This is a genomic window from Enterobacter sp. ENT03 (assembly GCF_019218745.1).
Lineage (GTDB): Bacteria > Pseudomonadota > Gammaproteobacteria > Enterobacterales > Enterobacteriaceae > Enterobacter_D.
In genome coordinates, this window is record NZ_JAHUXA010000012.1 from 67,827 (window position 1) to 83,214 (window position 15,388).

Sequence of the window (15,388 nt, forward strand, 5' to 3'; positions counted from 1 at the left end):
CGGGCTTTTTTATTAATCCAGCAAATGACCCATTTTCGCGGCCTTGGTATCAAGGTAATGCGCGTTTTTCGGGTTGCGCCCGACGATCAGCGGTACACGTTCAACAATATTTATTCCCGCTTCGGTAAGAATTTCTACTTTGCGTGGATTGTTGGTCAGCAAACGCACTTCGTCCACGCCCAGCAGTTTAAACATATCCGCGCACAGGGTGAAATCACGCTCATCGGCGGCAAAGCCAAGCTGATGGTTCGCTTCAACGGTGTCGTAACCCTGATCTTGTAGCGCATAGGCGCGGATTTTATTCAGCAGCCCGATATTGCGGCCTTCCTGACGATGATAAAGCAGGATCCCACGACCTTCTTCAGCAATGTGCGACAGCGCCGCTTCCAGCTGAAAACCGCAATCGCAGCGCAGGCTGAATAATGCATCGCCCGTCAGACATTCTGAATGGACGCGCGCCAGCACCGGGGTCTGACCCGAAATATCGCCAAAGACCAGCGCGACATGGTCCTGCCCGGTTGCCAGTTCTTCAAAACCTACCATCAGGAAATCGCCCCATGGGGTTGGCAGTTTGGCTTCTGCCACACGTTTAAGCTGCATGTGATTCTCCGGATTTATTCTGGCACCTGTCGTGCCTTGTCGCCCGCAGGCTTTCATTTTGCGGTTATTTTGCCACAAGGCGACCAACTTCTCTAATTACGTCAACGAGCTGTAAAGATTAATCGCACAAATCCGTCACTCCTGCCGGAAATGTTATTTTTCAGTTACTATTGATCCGCCTATGACCTTAAGGAGACGACATGCTGGCGATTGTAAAACGCACTATGGCGGGGATGGGGATACTGCTGATTATGCCGTTGATTGTCTGGGGATCCGGCTGGCAGTGGACGCCCGAAAACAACAGTGCGTGGCTTAAGGCGCTGTACTGGGTGACCGAAACGGTCACGCAGCCCTGGGGGATCATCACGCATGTTCTGCTTTGCGGCTGGTTTTTGTGGTGTCTGCGATTCCGCCTGAAAGCCGCATTAATGCTTTTTGTGATCCTGGGTGCCGCCATTTTAATCGGGCAGGGCGTCAAATCCTGGGTAAAAGATCGGGTGCAGGAACCGCGCCCGTTTGTTATCTGGCTTGAAAAAACTCACGATATTCCGGTTGATGAGTTCTACACTTTAAAACGTAAAGAACGCGCGCATCTGGTTAAAGAGCAGCTTAGCAGCGAAGAGAACATTCCTGTGTTCCTGCGCAAACACTGGCAGAACGAGACCGGGTTTGCCTTCCCTTCGGGTCACACCATGTTTGCCGCAAGCTGGGCGCTGCTCGGTGTCGGGCTGCTGTGGCCACGCCGACGCACTGTCACGATTGCCGTGCTGCTGGTCTGGGCAACGGCGGTGATGGGGAGCCGCATGCTGTTGGGAATGCACTGGCCGCGCGATCTGGTCGTCGCCACGCTGATTTCCGGGCTGCTGGTGACCTTCGCCACGCTGCTCGCGCAGCGGATCTGCGGGCCATTAACGCCGCCGGTGGAAGAAAAGAAAGAGATCGCCGACCGCGAACAGGAATAGCCTGGCGACGAGCCTGATGGATTAACGCATTAATAGGGTTGAAAACGCGAATTTTGCCCGCAAATCCATCAGGTCACTCGCTTTTCCATTTCGTCCAGGTCGCGAAAATGGTAGGTTATTAGGCTGGATGCAGTCAGTTGAACAGAATTTATTCGCTCCACTCCACATAACGGGACGTAATGTGAAATATTTACTCATTTTTTTACTGGTGTTAGCGATTTTCGTCATTTCGGTCACACTGGGTGCGCAGAACGATCAGCTGGTCACATTCAATTATTTGCTGGCGCAGGGTGAATTCCGTATTTCCACGCTGCTGGCATGTTTGTTTGCCGCAGGTTTTGTGATTGGCTGGCTGGTATGCGGACTGTTCTGGCTGCGTGTGCGTGTTTCACTGGCGCGCGCGGAACGAAAAATTAAACGACTCGAACATCAGCTTGCCCCCGCAAACGACGTTCCCGTAACGACTGGCACGCCGTCCGTCAAGGAATAACATTATATGCTTGAGTTGTTGTTTCTGCTGTTGCCCGTAGCGGCCGCGTATGGCTGGTATATGGGTCGCAGAAGCGCGCAACAAACAAAGCAGGATGAAGCAAACCGGCTCTCGCGCGATTACGTGGCGGGAGTTAACTTTCTGCTTAGTAATCAACAGGACAAAGCGGTTGACCTGTTCCTCGACATGTTAAAAGAGGACACGGGGACCGTTGAAGCCCATCTCACCCTCGGAAACCTGTTTCGCTCGCGGGGCGAAGTCGATCGCGCCATCCGCATTCATCAGACCTTAATGGAAAGCGCGTCGCTGTCTTACGATCAGCGTTTGCTGGCTGTACAGCAGCTCGGCCGCGATTACATGGCGGCAGGGATGTACGATCGCGCTGAAGATATGTTCAATCAGCTGGTGGATGAAACCGACTTCCGTGTCGGTGCGCTGCAACAGCTGCTGCAAATTTATCAGGCCACCAGCGACTGGCAGAAAGCCATTGATGTTGCTGAGCGCCTCGTCAAACTGGGCAAAGATAAACAGCGTGTCGAGATCGCGCACTTCTACTGCGAACTGGCATTACAGCAGATGGGTAATGACGATCTGGATCGTGCCATGGCGCTGCTCAAGAAAGGCGCCGCAGCTGATCGTAACAGCCCGCGAGTCTCTATCATGATGGGCCGCGTGTTGATGGCGAAAGGTGAGTACGAAAAAGCCGTCGACAGCCTGCTGCGCGTCGTGGATCAGGATAAAGAACTGGTCAGCGAAACCCTGGAAATGCTGCAAACCTGCTATCTGCAACTGGGTAAAACCGAGGAGTGGGCGGAATTCCTGCGTCGCTGCGTGGAAGAGAACACCGGCGCGGTGGCCGATTTGATGCTGGCAGATATTGTCGAGCAGCGTGAAGGGCAGGACCCGGCGCAGACGCTGGTTACCCGTCAACTGCAACGCCAGCCGACCATGCGGGTGTTTCATAAGCTAATGGACTATCACCTGCAGGAAGCGGAAGAAGGGCGCGCCAAAGAGAGCCTGATGGTGCTGCGTGACATGGTGGGCGAGCAGATCCGCAGTAAGCCGCGTTATCGCTGCCAGAAATGCGGATTTACCGCCTTCACTATGTACTGGCATTGCCCGTCCTGCCGCGCGTGGTCCACCGTGAAGCCCATCCGTGGCCTCGACGGGCAGTAGAATAAAAAAAAGGCCCACTTTAGTTACAACATACTTATGGTATTTATCTGGTCTGGCTCAGACACCGTGCCCAACTCGTCTGGCAGGGCGAAAATGCATTCTGTCCTTTTGTGCGACGCGCAGGTAGAATGCTCGCCGTTTATTCTCATTGCGCCTGAGCGGGTGCCCATCATCAGGAAGGTCTGATCATGACGTCTACTGCTACATCGTCTTCTGCTGCTGTAACGCATTCCCCTGTGGTTGTTGCCCTTGATTACGCCGATCGCCATCAGGCGCTGGCTTTTGTCGATCGGATTTCTCCCGCCGACTGCCGTCTGAAAGTCGGAAAAGAGATGTTCACGTTATTTGGGCCGCAATTCGTGCGCGATTTGCAACAGCGCGGCTTTGACGTCTTTTTAGATCTCAAATTCCACGATATTCCGAATACCACGGCACATGCGGTGGCCGCGGCGGCCGAACTGGGCGTGTGGATGGTGAATGTCCACGCCTCTGGCGGGGCGCGTATGATGAGTGCCGCACGTGAAGCGCTGATGCCGTTTGGTAACGATGCACCTCTGCTGATCGCGGTAACGGTGCTCACCAGTATGGAAGCCAGCGACCTGCACGATCTGGGGATCAACTGCTCGCCTGCAGAGCATGCTGAACGTCTCGCGCGTTTGACGCAAAACTGTGGGCTGGATGGCGTTGTCTGTTCAGCGCAAGAGGCTGCACGCTTTAAAAGCGAACTCGGCCCGGCGTTCAAACTGGTCACGCCAGGCATTCGTCCACAGGGCAGTGAAGCAGGCGATCAACGCCGTATCATGACGCCGGAACAAGCCCAGGCTGCCGGAGTGGATTATATGGTAATTGGCCGTCCGGTAACGCAGTCTGCCGATCCGGCGCAAACGCTAAAAGCCATTAACGCTTCATTGCGGGTGGAGGTTTAAATGAGCGATTCAAATAGCCGTCTGGTGTATTCCACGGACAGCGGGCGCATCGATGAGCCAAAGCAGAGTGTTGAACGTCCCAAGGGCGATGGTATTGTGCGCATCCAGCGGCAGACCAGTGGACGCAAAGGGAAGGGCGTGTGCCTGATCACCGGTATTGACGCCAGCGACGATGACCTTACCCGACTCGCAGCCGAACTGAAAAAGAAATGCGGCTGTGGCGGCTCTGTTAAAGACGGGATAATTGAAATTCAGGGCGATAAGCGCGATCTGATTAAATCATTGCTGGAAGCCAAAGGAATGAAAGTCAAACTGGCTGGCGGTTAATCCGACACAATATATGACAAGGCCACGGCGAATTGCCGTGGCCTTTTAATTTCACTGCGTAGGTCTTTAGGACTGTCAGTATATATTCTGTAATTCCGCCGGAGGCGTAAGATTATTTACCGACCTGGTGACCAACAATACCACCCACTGCTGCGCCGCCTAATGTCCCGAGGGTACTACCATCGGTTAATACTGCGCCGCCTAATGCACCAGCACCTGCGCCGATCGCGGTGTTACGATCGCGTTTAGACCAGTTAGAACAAGCACTCAGAGACATTGCCAGCGTTACCGCCAGTACTGCTGTAGCCATTTTTTTACTTGTTAACATCATCATACAAATCTCCTGAAATAGGTATCCACGGAAAGAATTTCTCTTTGAGTATAGTTCCTGAAAAGCAAACTTAAGTTCATTTCCGTAAATTATGTTGCGCAGGTGTTACTATGGATCACGTGAGTGATAGTTACGTCCTGTTATATCGTTCAACATAATTTTACTTCCTGCCGCTAAACGAGACAGGTAAATAGTCTTAATTGGAACGTCAGAAAAATCTCAGAGATGAAGGGGTTTTGCCCGCGCATGGCGGGCGGGGGCAGTTATTGCGCAGAGGATTTTTTGACAATATCGACAATCAGCCCGGACTGCACTAATTGTTCCTGTTGGTCAGCGGCCAGTTTTTCATCCGTAATAACACGATTAAAGCGGCCAATCGGCCCCAGTGGGTAAGGATGCACCGCGCCAAATTTCGAGCTGTCGGTCAACACAATGGCTTCGCAGTTCTTTTCCAGCACCGCGTTCACCACATCGGCCCGCATCATGTCTCGCCCGGTAAATCCGGTTTCCGGCTGCCAGCCGTCAATGCCGATAAAAGCTTTGCTGAAATGCACCTGCTGCACGTACTGTCGCGCCAGTGGCCCCACCATGCTTTCGCTTTTTTTCTGATAAATACCGCCGAGCAGGATCACTTCGCAGGCTGTCTCTTTGAGCAGATGGGCGATATAGGCGCTGACGGTAATAATCGTGATGTCTTTGTGATCCGCAAGCCGGCGAGCCAGCAGCGCATTGCTGCTGCCATTTTCAATAAACACGGTTTCGCCTGGGGATACCAGCGACGCCGCAAAATCAGCCAGTTCACGTTTTTGCGTGAAGTTGCTCATCATGCGGGTTTCCACATCGTCGCTGTCCAGCGGCACGGCGAAACCGTGCGTACGCCGCAGATAGCTTTGTTTCTCGAGTGTGTTCAGATCCTGACGGATAGTAACTTCAGAAACGCCGGTGGTTTTAGCGAGCTCGGCTACGCTGACGCGGCCCTGGTCGATGACCATTTGCAGAATACGTTGTTGTCGGGAATTCATAGGTTTTTATTCAGATTTCCCACGGGGTTTTTGGCGCACTTTGCGGCGGTAATTGTCCGGCAGCATCGGCGGCCAATAATTCAGCTTTCAGGATTTCCAGATTATGGATGGCAGAGTGGTAATCACCCGCTACCAGAATGTCCAGCACCGTATCAATTCGTCCGGCAAGTTGCTTCACATCGATGTCGGCCATGTCGTCACCCTGTTTCGAAAAGTTAATAAATTCAATGATGCAGAAATTAGTCTAAAAAGAGAAGGGAAAAAAGGAAATCTTAAAAAAGCATAACTACAGATTATAAATTAGCTTACACACGTACTGCCCGGTTTCGTCCTGCATTAGTCTAAATCTGCGCGCAACGCGCTTTAATTAATGAGGAAAAGACCATGACAGTTATCAACCATGCATCATGCAAATTGTTCACTGATACAGAGCGCTTTACCCAACTGGCCGGGTACTACGAAGAGGAGCGCCGCACGGTCTGGATGATGTTACGCGCCCAGCCTCGTCCGTGTTTCAATCATGGGCTGATTGAAGAGATCATGAATATCTCCTGGCTGGTCAGACAGGCCGGTTTTGCGGTGGATTTCTGGATAACAGGCTCGCTGGTCCCCGGTATTTATAACGCCGGCGGCGATCTGGGTTTCTTTGTTGATTGTCTGCAAAACGGACGTCGTGAAGCCTTACGGGCCTACGCACGGGCCTGTGTGGACTGCGTGCACGCCGCGTCGCGTGGCTTTGACACCGGCGCCATCAGTCTGGCGATGGTGGAAGGCAGTGCGCTGGGCGGGGGATTTGAAGCTGCGCTGGCGCACCATTTTGTGCTGGCGCAACGTGATGTGCGGATGGGATTTCCTGAAATTGCCTTCAACCTGTTCCCCGGCATGGGGGGATATTCGCTGGTCGCCCGTCGTTCCGGCATGAAACTGGCGGAAGAGCTGATTTATAAAGGTGAATCGCATACGGCGGAGTGGTACGAACCCAAAGGCCTGGTGGATGAACTGTTTGAACCGGGGCAGGGCGCGGTGGCTGTGCGCACGTTCATTGATACGCTACAACCGCGGCTGAACGGCGTGCGTGCCATGCTGCGCGCCCGGCAGCGGGTAATGCAATTGCCGCGCAGCGAACTGATGGATATTACCGAAGACTGGGTGGACGCGGCGTTTTGCCTGCAACCCAAAGACATCGCCTACATGGAGCGTCTTGTGTTGTTACAAAACCGGCACATCGCCAGTCTGAGTAAAGCCAGCTAACGCGCTTTTCGCGCCAGATAACGTTTATACCATCGCTCGAATGCGGCTGCGGGCATGGGCTTAGCAAAGAGAAAACCCTGCCGTTCATTGACGCCGTTCTTCGTGAGAAAGGCGTCTTCTTTTGCGCTCTCGACCCCTTCAGCAATCACCTGCAAATTCAGCGCCTGTGCCACGGCAACGATGGCGCGCACCAGCGATTGCGAAATGGACTGCTTATGCACATCACGCACAAACGACTGGTCGAGCTTAATGGCGTCCAGCGGAAAACGTGCCAGCTGCGACAGCGACGAATACCCGGTACCAAAATCATCCAGATGCACCTGCGCCCCCAGCGCGCTGAACTGCTGGATCACCGACAGCGCCAGTTCTTCATTTTCAATCAGGCAGCTTTCCGTCAGCTCAACGTCAATCGGGCAATATTCGAAGTTAAGATCTTTCAATGCCTGTTTCAGATCGCTGAAAATGGTCTGATCCGCCAGTTGTCGGGCCGACACGTTTACCGCTACGCGCAGATGGATGCCCTTATCGCGCCACTTCGCCACCTGCTGCACCACGTTCAGCATCACCCAGCGCCCCAGCGGGACAATCAGACCGGACTCTTCGGCATAAGAGATAAACTCCATCGGTCCTATCAATCCACGCTCCGGGGACTGCCAGCGCACCAGCGCTTCGAGGCTGCGGATCTCGCCGCGCCAGGTCATTTTGGGCTGGTAGTGGATCAGCAACTGATCGTTTTCCAGCGCCTTGCGCAGGTTGGTGTCGAGCCACAGATATTCAAAGACCCGCTGATTCATCTCCGGGGAGAAAACGCAAAACTTGCCGCGGCCGCTCTCTTTAGCGGTGTACATCGCGGTATCGGCGTTACGGATCACGCTCTCGCGATCGTTACCGTGTTGCGGCGCAAGGGAAATGCCCAGCGAACAGCCGGTATAGACTTCAATCAGGCCAATGCGGAACGGCTGGCGCAGCCGCGTGAGAATGCGGGACGCCATTGCTTCCAGCGTACTCTGAGAGGCGTTCGTCGCCAGCACGATAAACTCATCGCCGCCCAGACGTGCCAGCACCTGGCCCTCATCCAGACAGCTTAAAATTGCCAGCGACACCGCCTGTAACAGCTGATCACCAAACATATGCCCGTAGGCATCGTTGACCTTTTTAAAATTATCCAGATCGAGATAAACAATGCCGACCTGCGTATCGTCACGGCAGGCGATAGCATCGCTAATGAGGTCATGGATCGCATTGCGGTTCGGCAGCCCGGTGACGGTATCGGTGTTCGCCAGCACGCGCAGTCGTTCCTGTGCGCGGCGCTCTTCAGTAATGTCGGTGCCGGAACAAATCAGAAAGATTTCGTTTTTACCGCTGCCGCTGTGCACGAATTTATTACGGAATAAAAACAGGCGCTGGCCCTTGCGCGTTTTGATCCAGCGCTCCACTTCATAAGAGCTGCCGTTGCGGAAAAATTCGCTGATATTACGTTTTGAGGCCAGCGCCTCGCTGCGGCTCATGAATAATTTAAAGACGTTCTGACCAATGACTTCCTGCTCGCGCATCCCGGTGTACTCTTCGCACAGTCGGTTGAAACGCTGAATATTGCCGTGGCGATCGAGGATCACGATGACGGAATTTGCTTCGGACACCACCTGTTCCGCAAAAGAGAGGCCCTGCACTAAATCGCGGGCAACGGAGGAGGTATCATTCCAGGCAGACGCGGTGCCCGCCCACTCCTTTTTTGTGATTTTGCGTCCCACCAGATGCAGGGGGACATCATCGCCAAACATCGACACCGTCATCGTCATGCTGGTAGTGATCACGGTCATTTCACGGAGCCGTGCCGCCTGATGTTCGGTCAGCGTAACCACCTGACTGGTGTCGGCGGTTTCGCTCGCGGCAAGATGAAGCGCGTTGCTGTCGGCGGTAAGTCGCCAGAAAGGGCTTGATGTCCCCAGGTAACGAAACAGCAAATTTTGCTCCACATCGTCTTTCATGCTTTCTCCCATTCCACCCAACGCGCAACAGAACTTTTTAACGGTGAAGTCTGCACGCTGCCTCTTTGCGAGAACAGGCTGAACTTACTGTTTTTTTTGCATTGTTATAGTAAAGCGCCGCTAACTTATTGCATAGCTATCGCTAAAATATTGTTCTTAACGACTTTTCATGCGTAAAAATGCATAACTAAGTGTGGCTGTTTTTAGCAATTTGTGGGGAAAAAATCAGGAATTTTGACGTAGCGCGGAAGCGTTCGGAGGGGAATAACGGCCCCACCAGAATGGCGAGGCCGTTTTGAGATAATATGCGTCGTTTACGCCACAGGACGGGCGATAACGCTGCGGGTTTCCATGCGCACTTCGGCGATGGTCACGTCAATCACATCGGTGACTTTATAGACCGTCTCGCCTTTGATCTGCACGGTGCCGCTCTCCTGGCTGCACACCATTTCGTCGCGCACTGCATGGATGAACGGGGCAGGAATAAACGCGACTGCGCCATTATCCACCAGCCGCACACGCATACCACCACGACTAATGTCGATGATTTCAGCGGCAAAGCGCGTATCGGTGCCGGCTTTGTCTTTCAGGAAACGGGCATACAGCCAGTCACCCACATCGCGCTCCGCCATGCGGTTCAGGCGACGGCGCTCGGTCATCTGCACCGTCGTATCATCCTGCGGGCGGGCAATGGTTTCGTTTTTAATGATCGCTTTCAGCAGACGATGGTTGATCATATCGCCGTACTTACGGATCGGTGATGTCCAGGTGGCGTACGCCTCAAGGCCAAGACCAAAGTGCGGGCCAGGCTCGGTGCTGATTTCCGCGTAAGACTGGAAGCGGCGAATGCGGCTGTCGAGGAAGCCGGACGGCTGCGCGTCCAGTTCGCGACGCAGCTTGCAGAAGCCGTTCAGCGTCAGCACTTCTTCAGCATCAACGTGCAGGCCATGGGTGCTCAGCAGGGCGGCCAGCGCCTCGCCATTAGCCGGGTCGAAACCTAAATGCACGTTGTAGATACCGAAACCGAGCTTATCGCGCAGCACACGGGCGGCACAGATATTCGCCGCGATCATTGATTCTTCAACAATGCGGTTGGCGATGCGGCGTGGCTCGGCAACAATGTCCAGCACTTCGCCTTTTTCGCCCAGCACAAAGCGGTAATCCGGACGATCTTTAAACACCAGCGCATGGGTGGTGCGCCATTCGGCACGCGCAAGACAAATGCGTTGTAGCAGTCGAATCTGCGCGGCGATAGCGTCGGTCGGCGGCGTCCAGCCCTCTTTGCCTTCCAGCCAGTCAGAAATCTCGTCGTACACCAGCTTGGCTTTGGATTCGATGGTGGCGGCGAAGAATTCAATATTGTCTTCGATGGTGCCGTCGGCGCTGATGGTCATACGGCAGGCCAGGGCCGGACGCAGCGTCTGCGGGCGCAGCGAGCAGAGATCGTCAGAAAGTTCGCGCGGCAGCATCGGGATATTAAAGCCCGGCAGATAGTTGGTAAACGCACGGACTTTGGCGATCTTGTCCAGCTTGCTGTCTGGTGCGATCCACGCGGTCGGATCGGCAATGGCTACCGTCAGTTGCAGGCGGCCATCCGCCAGCTCTTCAGCATACAGCGCGTCGTCCATATCTTCGGTGGTGGCGCTGTCGATGGTGACGAAATCCAGTGCGGTCAGATCGACGCGCTCAAGACCTTCATCCAGCATTTCCGTCACCACGCCGTTCGGCGCTTCTTTTTCCAGGTTGTGACGGGCAAGCGTTACCCACCACGGCACGAAGTGATCGTCGCCGAAGGTAATAAACTGGGTCAGTTCCGCATAAAAACCGCGATCGCCTTTCAGCGGATGGCGGCGCATTTCGGCAACCGCCCAGTCGCCATCGGCAAAATCATGCTCAACACCGCGTGCAGGGCGGCACTGAATGGCGTCTTTCAGCAGGGGATGATCGGCGACGATGGACAGACGATCGTCTTTTTTGTGCACTTTTCCGACGAAACGCGACAGGAACGGTTCGACCAGCTCCTCGGGTTCGGCGGATTCACGTTCTTTTTCACTATGGATCACCGCGATAACACGATCGCCATGCATCACTTTTTTCATCTGCGGCGGCGGAATGAAATAGCTTTTCTGCGCATCAACTTCGAGGAAACCAAAGCCTTTTTCCGTGGCTTTGACGACGCCTTCCGCGCGTGGCGTCTTGGAGTGCAATTGCTGTTTTAGCTGAGCAAGCAGCGGGTTATCCTGGAACATAGTTTTGTATTTTCGTGGCCTAAAGAGCGGCTGACAGTTTTACGCGAATCCGGGGGGCGCAGCAAGCGCTGTTTCGCGTTACTGGCGCTCACCCAGCGCGATTTTCAGACGGTTTAACCAGCCGCACAATCCGCTCCACGCCAGCAGCGAGAGGGCCTGTTGCACAGAAAAACCCTGTTCGATAAGCGGATTAAACTGCGCGGCGCTAAAGCGATCGGCAGCCCGGGTCAGCAATTGCACCGCGACCACCACCGCCCGCGTCTGCGCATCGTGCTGGCTCCAGCCTGACACCGCCTGTTCGCCGTCCTGTAACGCGGTGAACCGCGCCGCATCGCCAGGGGTTTGCGGGTGAGCATAAAAACAATCCACGCTGCCGTTGATGCGCGCGGTAAGCTGCGCGACCTGTTGCGTTAACGCCGGGGGGAGCGTGGCCCGTAAATCGCTTTGCAGAATAGCGCCCAGTTCATCAAGCACTCCCTGCTCGTGGGCAAGCAGTGATGCCAGCGCGGCAAGCTCCGGCAGCGTCTGCCACTGTGCCTGCGCCGCAAGCTGGCTGGTGCTGGCGCGACGCGGTTCCACGCCGCTGAAGGCGGGCGTCCAGTCTTTGGGCGGCGCAGAAAACGGCTCAGGTGCCGCCCATGCCTGCATTTCCATGCCCGGCAGCCAGCGCACTGGCAGGCCTTCCAGCGCCTGAAAGGCGGCAATCACGCGCGCCTGAAAACCAATAAAACCGATGATCTGATCCATCAGAATAATGTCCTCGCAGGTCAGGCCGACCTCATCGAGCTGCTGGCGGGCGCGGTTGTCGATCACCTCCGGCGAGCTGGCCAGTTGCCGGGCGTATTGCGTAATTTGCGCCAGCCGACGATTGCTTTCACGGGAAGGATCCGGTCCATTGAGCGGCGCGAGGCGGGCGGCATAGTGATTGCACAGCCGCTGGACGCCGTAAACCTGGGCCACGGTCAGCGCCGTGCTCAGGCGGTCATAAGCGGTGAAGGTGCGCAGGCGGCTCACCGCTACCTGCTGCGGAAACAGACGGGTGCACAAATTGCGCGCCGGGCGCAGCCAGGACTCACAGGCCTCAACAATCTCGTCGGGCAGCGGCAAGTCCAGCAAAAAGCGGTCATTAACGGTGGCAGCTTCGGGAACTAAGGGTAGCGCGGGAGTCTGGCCGGTACTCGACTGGGTTTCATGATACCAGTGACCTTTGCCGGAAAAACGGCGTTGTTCCATGAGCGTTCCTTGATCTGAAAGTGACGATCCGGAGACGTGACATCAGGGTGCGCCGGATCTTTTTCGCAGCATTATCCTGGCGTAAGCGGGAAGGGGGATGAAATATTGTTGGGTGATAACAAAGATCAGAATGGCATAACGACGAAAACACCCCCTCCGGGCGGAGGGGGTGACAGGAGGATTATTTCAGTTCCAGCTCGTTCATCGCGGCGATGCTAAAGCCGCCGTCAACATGAACCACTTCACCAGAAATACCGCCAGAGAGGTCAGAGCACAGGAAAGCGGCGCTGTTACCCACGTCTTCGATGGTGACCGTGCGACGGATCGGCGTTACCGCTTCGCAATGGGCCAGCATTTTACGGAAGTCCTTAATACCGGACGCCGCCAGGGTGCGGATCGGACCGGCAGAAATGGCGTTGACACGCACACCTTCCGGGCCCATGGCGTTAGCCATGTAACGCACGTTTGCTTCCAGAGACGCTTTCGCAAGGCCCATTACGTTGTAGTTCGGGATAGCGCGCTCTGCACCCAGGTAGGAGAGGGTCAGCAGGGCAGAGTTTGGATTCAGCATCGCGCGGCAGGCTTTCGCCATAGCCACAAAGCTGTAGGAGCTGATGTCGTGCGCGATTTTGAAACCATCACGGGTTACGGCGTTAACGTAGTCGCCATCCAGCTGATCGCCCGGTGCGAAACCGATGGAGTGTACGAAACCGTCGAATTTCGGCCAGCTTTTAGCCAGTTCGGTAAACAGCGCTTCGATGCTCTCATCTTCTGCTACGTCGCACGGCAGCACCAGGCTGGAGCCCAGGTCAGCGGCGAAACCTTCAACACGGCTTTTCAGCTTGTCGTTCTGATAGGTAAAGGCCAGTTCTGCGCCTTCGCGATGCATAGCCTGTGCGATACCCCAGGCGATGGAGAGTTTACTGGCAACGCCAGTAATCAGAATGCGTTTACCGGTAAGAAAACCCATAGCGTTAATCCTTATAGTCATTACTTATTTTTGGCAAAACAGGCAGCGTCATGTGCTTGTCAGGCCAGAATAAATCAAAAGCAGGCCGAAATTATATCCTACCTCACGCTGTTTCTGTCACGTTATTTTTCTGTAAACAAGAGAGATGCCCGATGCAACGACGGGGAGTGGCGCGAGGATGCATGCGTCAGGCTGCTGTCTTTTATCATTAACATAAAAAGGAGAAAACCGGTCGAACGAAAAGTCAGTAGCGGGGGGGAAGATGTTTTATTGCTAACAGAATGCCTTTTTCCATGGTGATGTATCCCCCGGCGCGCAGTTCAGAGAGGATCCGCATAATCCCGCTGCGGGAAAGGAAACTGCGCTGCTGAATATAGCTGGCGGTGGACGTATTCAGGCGCACACAGTCCGGTTCGTTAATCAATTCTTCCAGCTGGAATTTAATAATGTCATAGGAGGAGCGTTGCGTCAGGCGGGCGTAATGCGAGTAGATGCAGGAGGTGGTGAATATCAGCAGGTAGGAGAGATCTTTCCATAAATTGTGACGTTGGATCAGCGCGTTGGCATCACGGACCGGCAGGGAACTGATGATGCAATTCTCCCGTGTTTTTATATACATCTGCTCAGGGGCCGGTGAATGACTGCTCAAACCCATGATAAAGGGCGCGGTTTGTGAATAGAGCACCAGTCCATCCCCACGGCGGTATAAGGCGATGCTGCCATAATGCAGCAAAACACATTGTGGTTGATTATCTTTAAGAAAATACAGATCTTCTCCTCCCGCCACCGCTTCGGCGTCCGTCTCAGCCCCCAGATGCTTTATTAAGTTCTGAATATGACCAATAGGTTTAACCGGCGTGTCAGAATTAACTGAATATGTTGGTTTATGCGAGAAATGAATGGTCATTGTATGAAGCTCCTGTTCATAGAGAATTATTAATCTGTTTTTATTACGCACTTTAAAAGTGTTGAACTTAAAAATAAAGGGTCCAACCATAGACCCAAAAACACCTTGCAAAAAACAGGATGTATTTCAATACGTGACGCGATATTGAGTCTACAGATAGACTGGCAAACTATTTGAATTTGTTTCCTGGTATGTGTAGATTTTACTAAGTTAAACATATTTGATGCATCGGATAGGGTTAATTAGTGTGACCGGACGCTGAGTCTGACTTCTTCTGTTGTGCGCCAGACGCTGTTTTCTGGCATTTCGCCGTGCTGTTAACGTTATTGTTTCACCGGCGAGAATTATTCTTCAAATTTATATATAGGGATTTACTTATGAATGCTTTTTTACATAAAAACGTAGCTTGCTTATTACTGGGTGGGGCTGTTTTTTCAGCCGGGGCCGCGGATGGCACCATTAATTTTACTGGCGAAATACTTGAGCAGGCCTGCACAATAAATGTGGGTACCAACAATACGTTGACCGTTGATTTGGGCAAAGTGGCGAAAACCGCGTTTTCTGCCGCCGGTGTTGAATCGGGTACCACGAAATTCACCATTAAGCTGAAGGATTGCCCGGATACCATTACCTCGGCGAAGGTGCGTTTCGATGGTGTACCGGATACTACGGATTCAACCTTGCTCGCCATCACCAGCGGGACGGGGACTGCGACGGGAGTGGCGATCAAATTGATGAATGCGGATAAGACCACGCTTCCCCTGCATTCGGTAACGAATTACGGTTACGCGCTGGACAAAACCAAAGAAAATCTGTTGGATTTCTATGCGGCTTATCAATCGACAGCCGCCATCGTAACGGCGGGTAAAGCAAACTCAGTGACTAATTTCACCGTAAGTTATAACTAAACTTTCTGGCACTGAAGGTTCCGCGCGGCGCAAAAGGGAATAATCCAC

At 53.9% G+C, this 15,388-nt stretch carries 16 protein-coding genes; 7 read left to right on the forward strand and 9 right to left on the reverse strand.

The genetic code is table 11. The annotated features are described in order from the left end of the window. Positions 1-12: 12 nt before the first annotated feature. Positions 13-600, reverse strand: coding sequence for a GTP cyclohydrolase II (ribA, locus tag KW828_RS15330; RefSeq protein ID WP_088218617.1), 588 nt, complete (start codon positions 598-600; stop codon positions 13-15). A 200-nt stretch (positions 601-800) separates the two neighbouring features. On the opposite strand from ribA, the gene pgpB reads away from it, so the two are divergent. The 5 genes from pgpB to yciH all read left to right on the forward strand — a co-directional run bounded on the left by pgpB (position 801) and on the right by yciH (position 4,481). Then, a complete protein-coding gene (gene pgpB, locus KW828_RS15335) occupies positions 801-1,562 on the forward strand; it encodes a phosphatidylglycerophosphatase B (RefSeq protein WP_218337151.1) in 762 nt (253 codons plus the stop codon). A gap of 181 nt (positions 1,563-1,743) precedes the next feature. After that, positions 1,744-2,052 (forward strand): LapA family protein, encoded by a 309-nt coding sequence (locus KW828_RS15340; protein ID WP_218337153.1) that lies wholly within the window; start codon positions 1,744-1,746, stop codon positions 2,050-2,052. A 6-nt stretch (positions 2,053-2,058) separates the two neighbouring features. Further along, positions 2,059-3,228 (forward strand): lipopolysaccharide assembly protein LapB, encoded by a 1,170-nt coding sequence (gene lapB / locus KW828_RS15345; RefSeq protein ID WP_218337155.1) that lies wholly within the window; start codon positions 2,059-2,061, stop codon positions 3,226-3,228. Between the two features lie 188 nt (positions 3,229-3,416). Then, positions 3,417-4,154 (forward strand): orotidine-5'-phosphate decarboxylase, encoded by a 738-nt coding sequence (gene pyrF, locus KW828_RS15350; RefSeq protein WP_218337157.1) that lies wholly within the window; start codon positions 3,417-3,419, stop codon positions 4,152-4,154. Next, positions 4,155-4,481 carry a stress response translation initiation inhibitor YciH gene (gene yciH, locus KW828_RS15355; protein WP_218337158.1) on the forward strand — a complete coding sequence of 109 codons (327 nt, stop codon included), beginning with the start codon at positions 4,155-4,157 and terminating at the stop codon, positions 4,479-4,481. It begins immediately after the preceding gene. 112 nt (positions 4,482-4,593) lie between these two features. On the opposite strand, the gene osmB is transcribed toward yciH, so the two are convergent. The 3 genes from osmB to KW828_RS15370 all read right to left on the reverse strand — a co-directional run bounded on the left by osmB (position 4,594) and on the right by KW828_RS15370 (position 6,027). Continuing rightward, entirely contained in the window at positions 4,594-4,812 is a 219-nt protein-coding gene (gene osmB, locus KW828_RS15360) for an osmotically-inducible lipoprotein OsmB (RefSeq protein WP_218337236.1), read from the reverse strand. 263 nt (positions 4,813-5,075) lie between these two features. After that, positions 5,076-5,834 (reverse strand): DNA-binding transcriptional regulator YciT, encoded by a 759-nt coding sequence (locus tag KW828_RS15365; RefSeq protein ID WP_218337159.1) that lies wholly within the window; start codon positions 5,832-5,834, stop codon positions 5,076-5,078. Between the two features lie 10 nt (positions 5,835-5,844). Continuing rightward, positions 5,845-6,027 (reverse strand): hypothetical protein, encoded by a 183-nt coding sequence (locus KW828_RS15370; RefSeq protein ID WP_218337161.1) that lies wholly within the window; start codon positions 6,025-6,027, stop codon positions 5,845-5,847. A 191-nt stretch (positions 6,028-6,218) separates the two neighbouring features. On the opposite strand from KW828_RS15370, the gene KW828_RS15375 reads away from it, so the two are divergent. After that, positions 6,219-7,085, forward strand: coding sequence for a crotonase/enoyl-CoA hydratase family protein (locus tag KW828_RS15375; protein WP_218337162.1), 867 nt, complete (start codon positions 6,219-6,221; stop codon positions 7,083-7,085). Here KW828_RS15375 and pdeR read toward each other — a convergent pair. The 5 genes from pdeR to KW828_RS15400 all read right to left on the reverse strand — a co-directional run bounded on the left by pdeR (position 7,082) and on the right by KW828_RS15400 (position 14,522). Further along, a complete protein-coding gene (pdeR, locus tag KW828_RS15380) occupies positions 7,082-9,073 on the reverse strand; it encodes a cyclic di-GMP phosphodiesterase (protein WP_218337163.1) in 1,992 nt (663 codons plus the stop codon). The genes KW828_RS15375 and pdeR overlap by 4 nt on opposite strands. Positions 9,074-9,387: 314 nt before the next feature. Continuing rightward, positions 9,388-11,322 (reverse strand): exoribonuclease II, encoded by a 1,935-nt coding sequence (locus tag KW828_RS15385; RefSeq protein WP_218337164.1) that lies wholly within the window; start codon positions 11,320-11,322, stop codon positions 9,388-9,390. 78 nt (positions 11,323-11,400) lie between these two features. After that, positions 11,401-12,555, reverse strand: coding sequence for a CMD domain-containing protein (locus tag KW828_RS15390; RefSeq protein WP_218337165.1), 1,155 nt, complete (start codon positions 12,553-12,555; stop codon positions 11,401-11,403). Between the two features lie 181 nt (positions 12,556-12,736). Beyond that, positions 12,737-13,525 carry an enoyl-ACP reductase FabI gene (gene fabI, locus KW828_RS15395; protein ID WP_072568604.1) on the reverse strand — a complete coding sequence of 263 codons (789 nt, stop codon included), beginning with the start codon at positions 13,523-13,525 and terminating at the stop codon, positions 12,737-12,739. Between the two features lie 244 nt (positions 13,526-13,769). After that, positions 13,770-14,522, reverse strand: a complete 753-nt coding sequence (locus KW828_RS15400; protein ID WP_218337166.1) for a helix-turn-helix domain-containing protein — start codon at positions 14,520-14,522, stop codon at positions 13,770-13,772. A gap of 287 nt (positions 14,523-14,809) precedes the next feature. Here KW828_RS15400 and KW828_RS15405 point away from each other — a divergent pair, with 287 nt between their 5' ends. Next, complete coding sequence (locus KW828_RS15405; protein WP_218337167.1) at positions 14,810-15,340, forward strand: fimbrial protein; 531 nt, start codon at positions 14,810-14,812, stop codon at positions 15,338-15,340. The last annotated feature ends 48 nt before the right edge of the window (positions 15,341-15,388 follow it).

Coding starts and splice junctions, on each gene's coding strand:
- KW828_RS15385 (WP_218337164.1), bottom strand. CDS start 11,322: ATGTTCCAGGATAACCCGCTGCTTGCTCAGCTAAAACAGCAATTGCAC.
- ribA (WP_088218617.1), bottom strand. CDS start 600: ATGCAGCTTAAACGTGTGGCAGAAGCCAAACTGCCAACCCCATGGGGC.
- KW828_RS15375 (WP_218337162.1), top strand. CDS start 6,219: ATGACAGTTATCAACCATGCATCATGCAAATTGTTCACTGATACAGAG.
- KW828_RS15405 (WP_218337167.1), top strand. CDS start 14,810: ATGAATGCTTTTTTACATAAAAACGTAGCTTGCTTATTACTGGGTGGG.
- pyrF (WP_218337157.1), top strand. CDS start 3,417: ATGACGTCTACTGCTACATCGTCTTCTGCTGCTGTAACGCATTCCCCT.
- fabI (WP_072568604.1), bottom strand. CDS start 13,525: ATGGGTTTTCTTACCGGTAAACGCATTCTGATTACTGGCGTTGCCAGT.
- pdeR (WP_218337163.1), bottom strand. CDS start 9,073: ATGAAAGACGATGTGGAGCAAAATTTGCTGTTTCGTTACCTGGGGACA.
- yciH (WP_218337158.1), top strand. CDS start 4,155: ATGAGCGATTCAAATAGCCGTCTGGTGTATTCCACGGACAGCGGGCGC.
- KW828_RS15400 (WP_218337166.1), bottom strand. CDS start 14,522: ATGGTTGGACCCTTTATTTTTAAGTTCAACACTTTTAAAGTGCGTAAT.
- osmB (WP_218337236.1), bottom strand. CDS start 4,812: ATGATGTTAACAAGTAAAAAAATGGCTACAGCAGTACTGGCGGTAACG.
- KW828_RS15390 (WP_218337165.1), bottom strand. CDS start 12,555: ATGGAACAACGCCGTTTTTCCGGCAAAGGTCACTGGTATCATGAAACC.
- KW828_RS15370 (WP_218337161.1), bottom strand. CDS start 6,027: ATGGCCGACATCGATGTGAAGCAACTTGCCGGACGAATTGATACGGTG.
- pgpB (WP_218337151.1), top strand. CDS start 801: ATGCTGGCGATTGTAAAACGCACTATGGCGGGGATGGGGATACTGCTG.
- lapB (WP_218337155.1), top strand. CDS start 2,059: ATGCTTGAGTTGTTGTTTCTGCTGTTGCCCGTAGCGGCCGCGTATGGC.
- KW828_RS15365 (WP_218337159.1), bottom strand. CDS start 5,834: ATGAATTCCCGACAACAACGTATTCTGCAAATGGTCATCGACCAGGGC.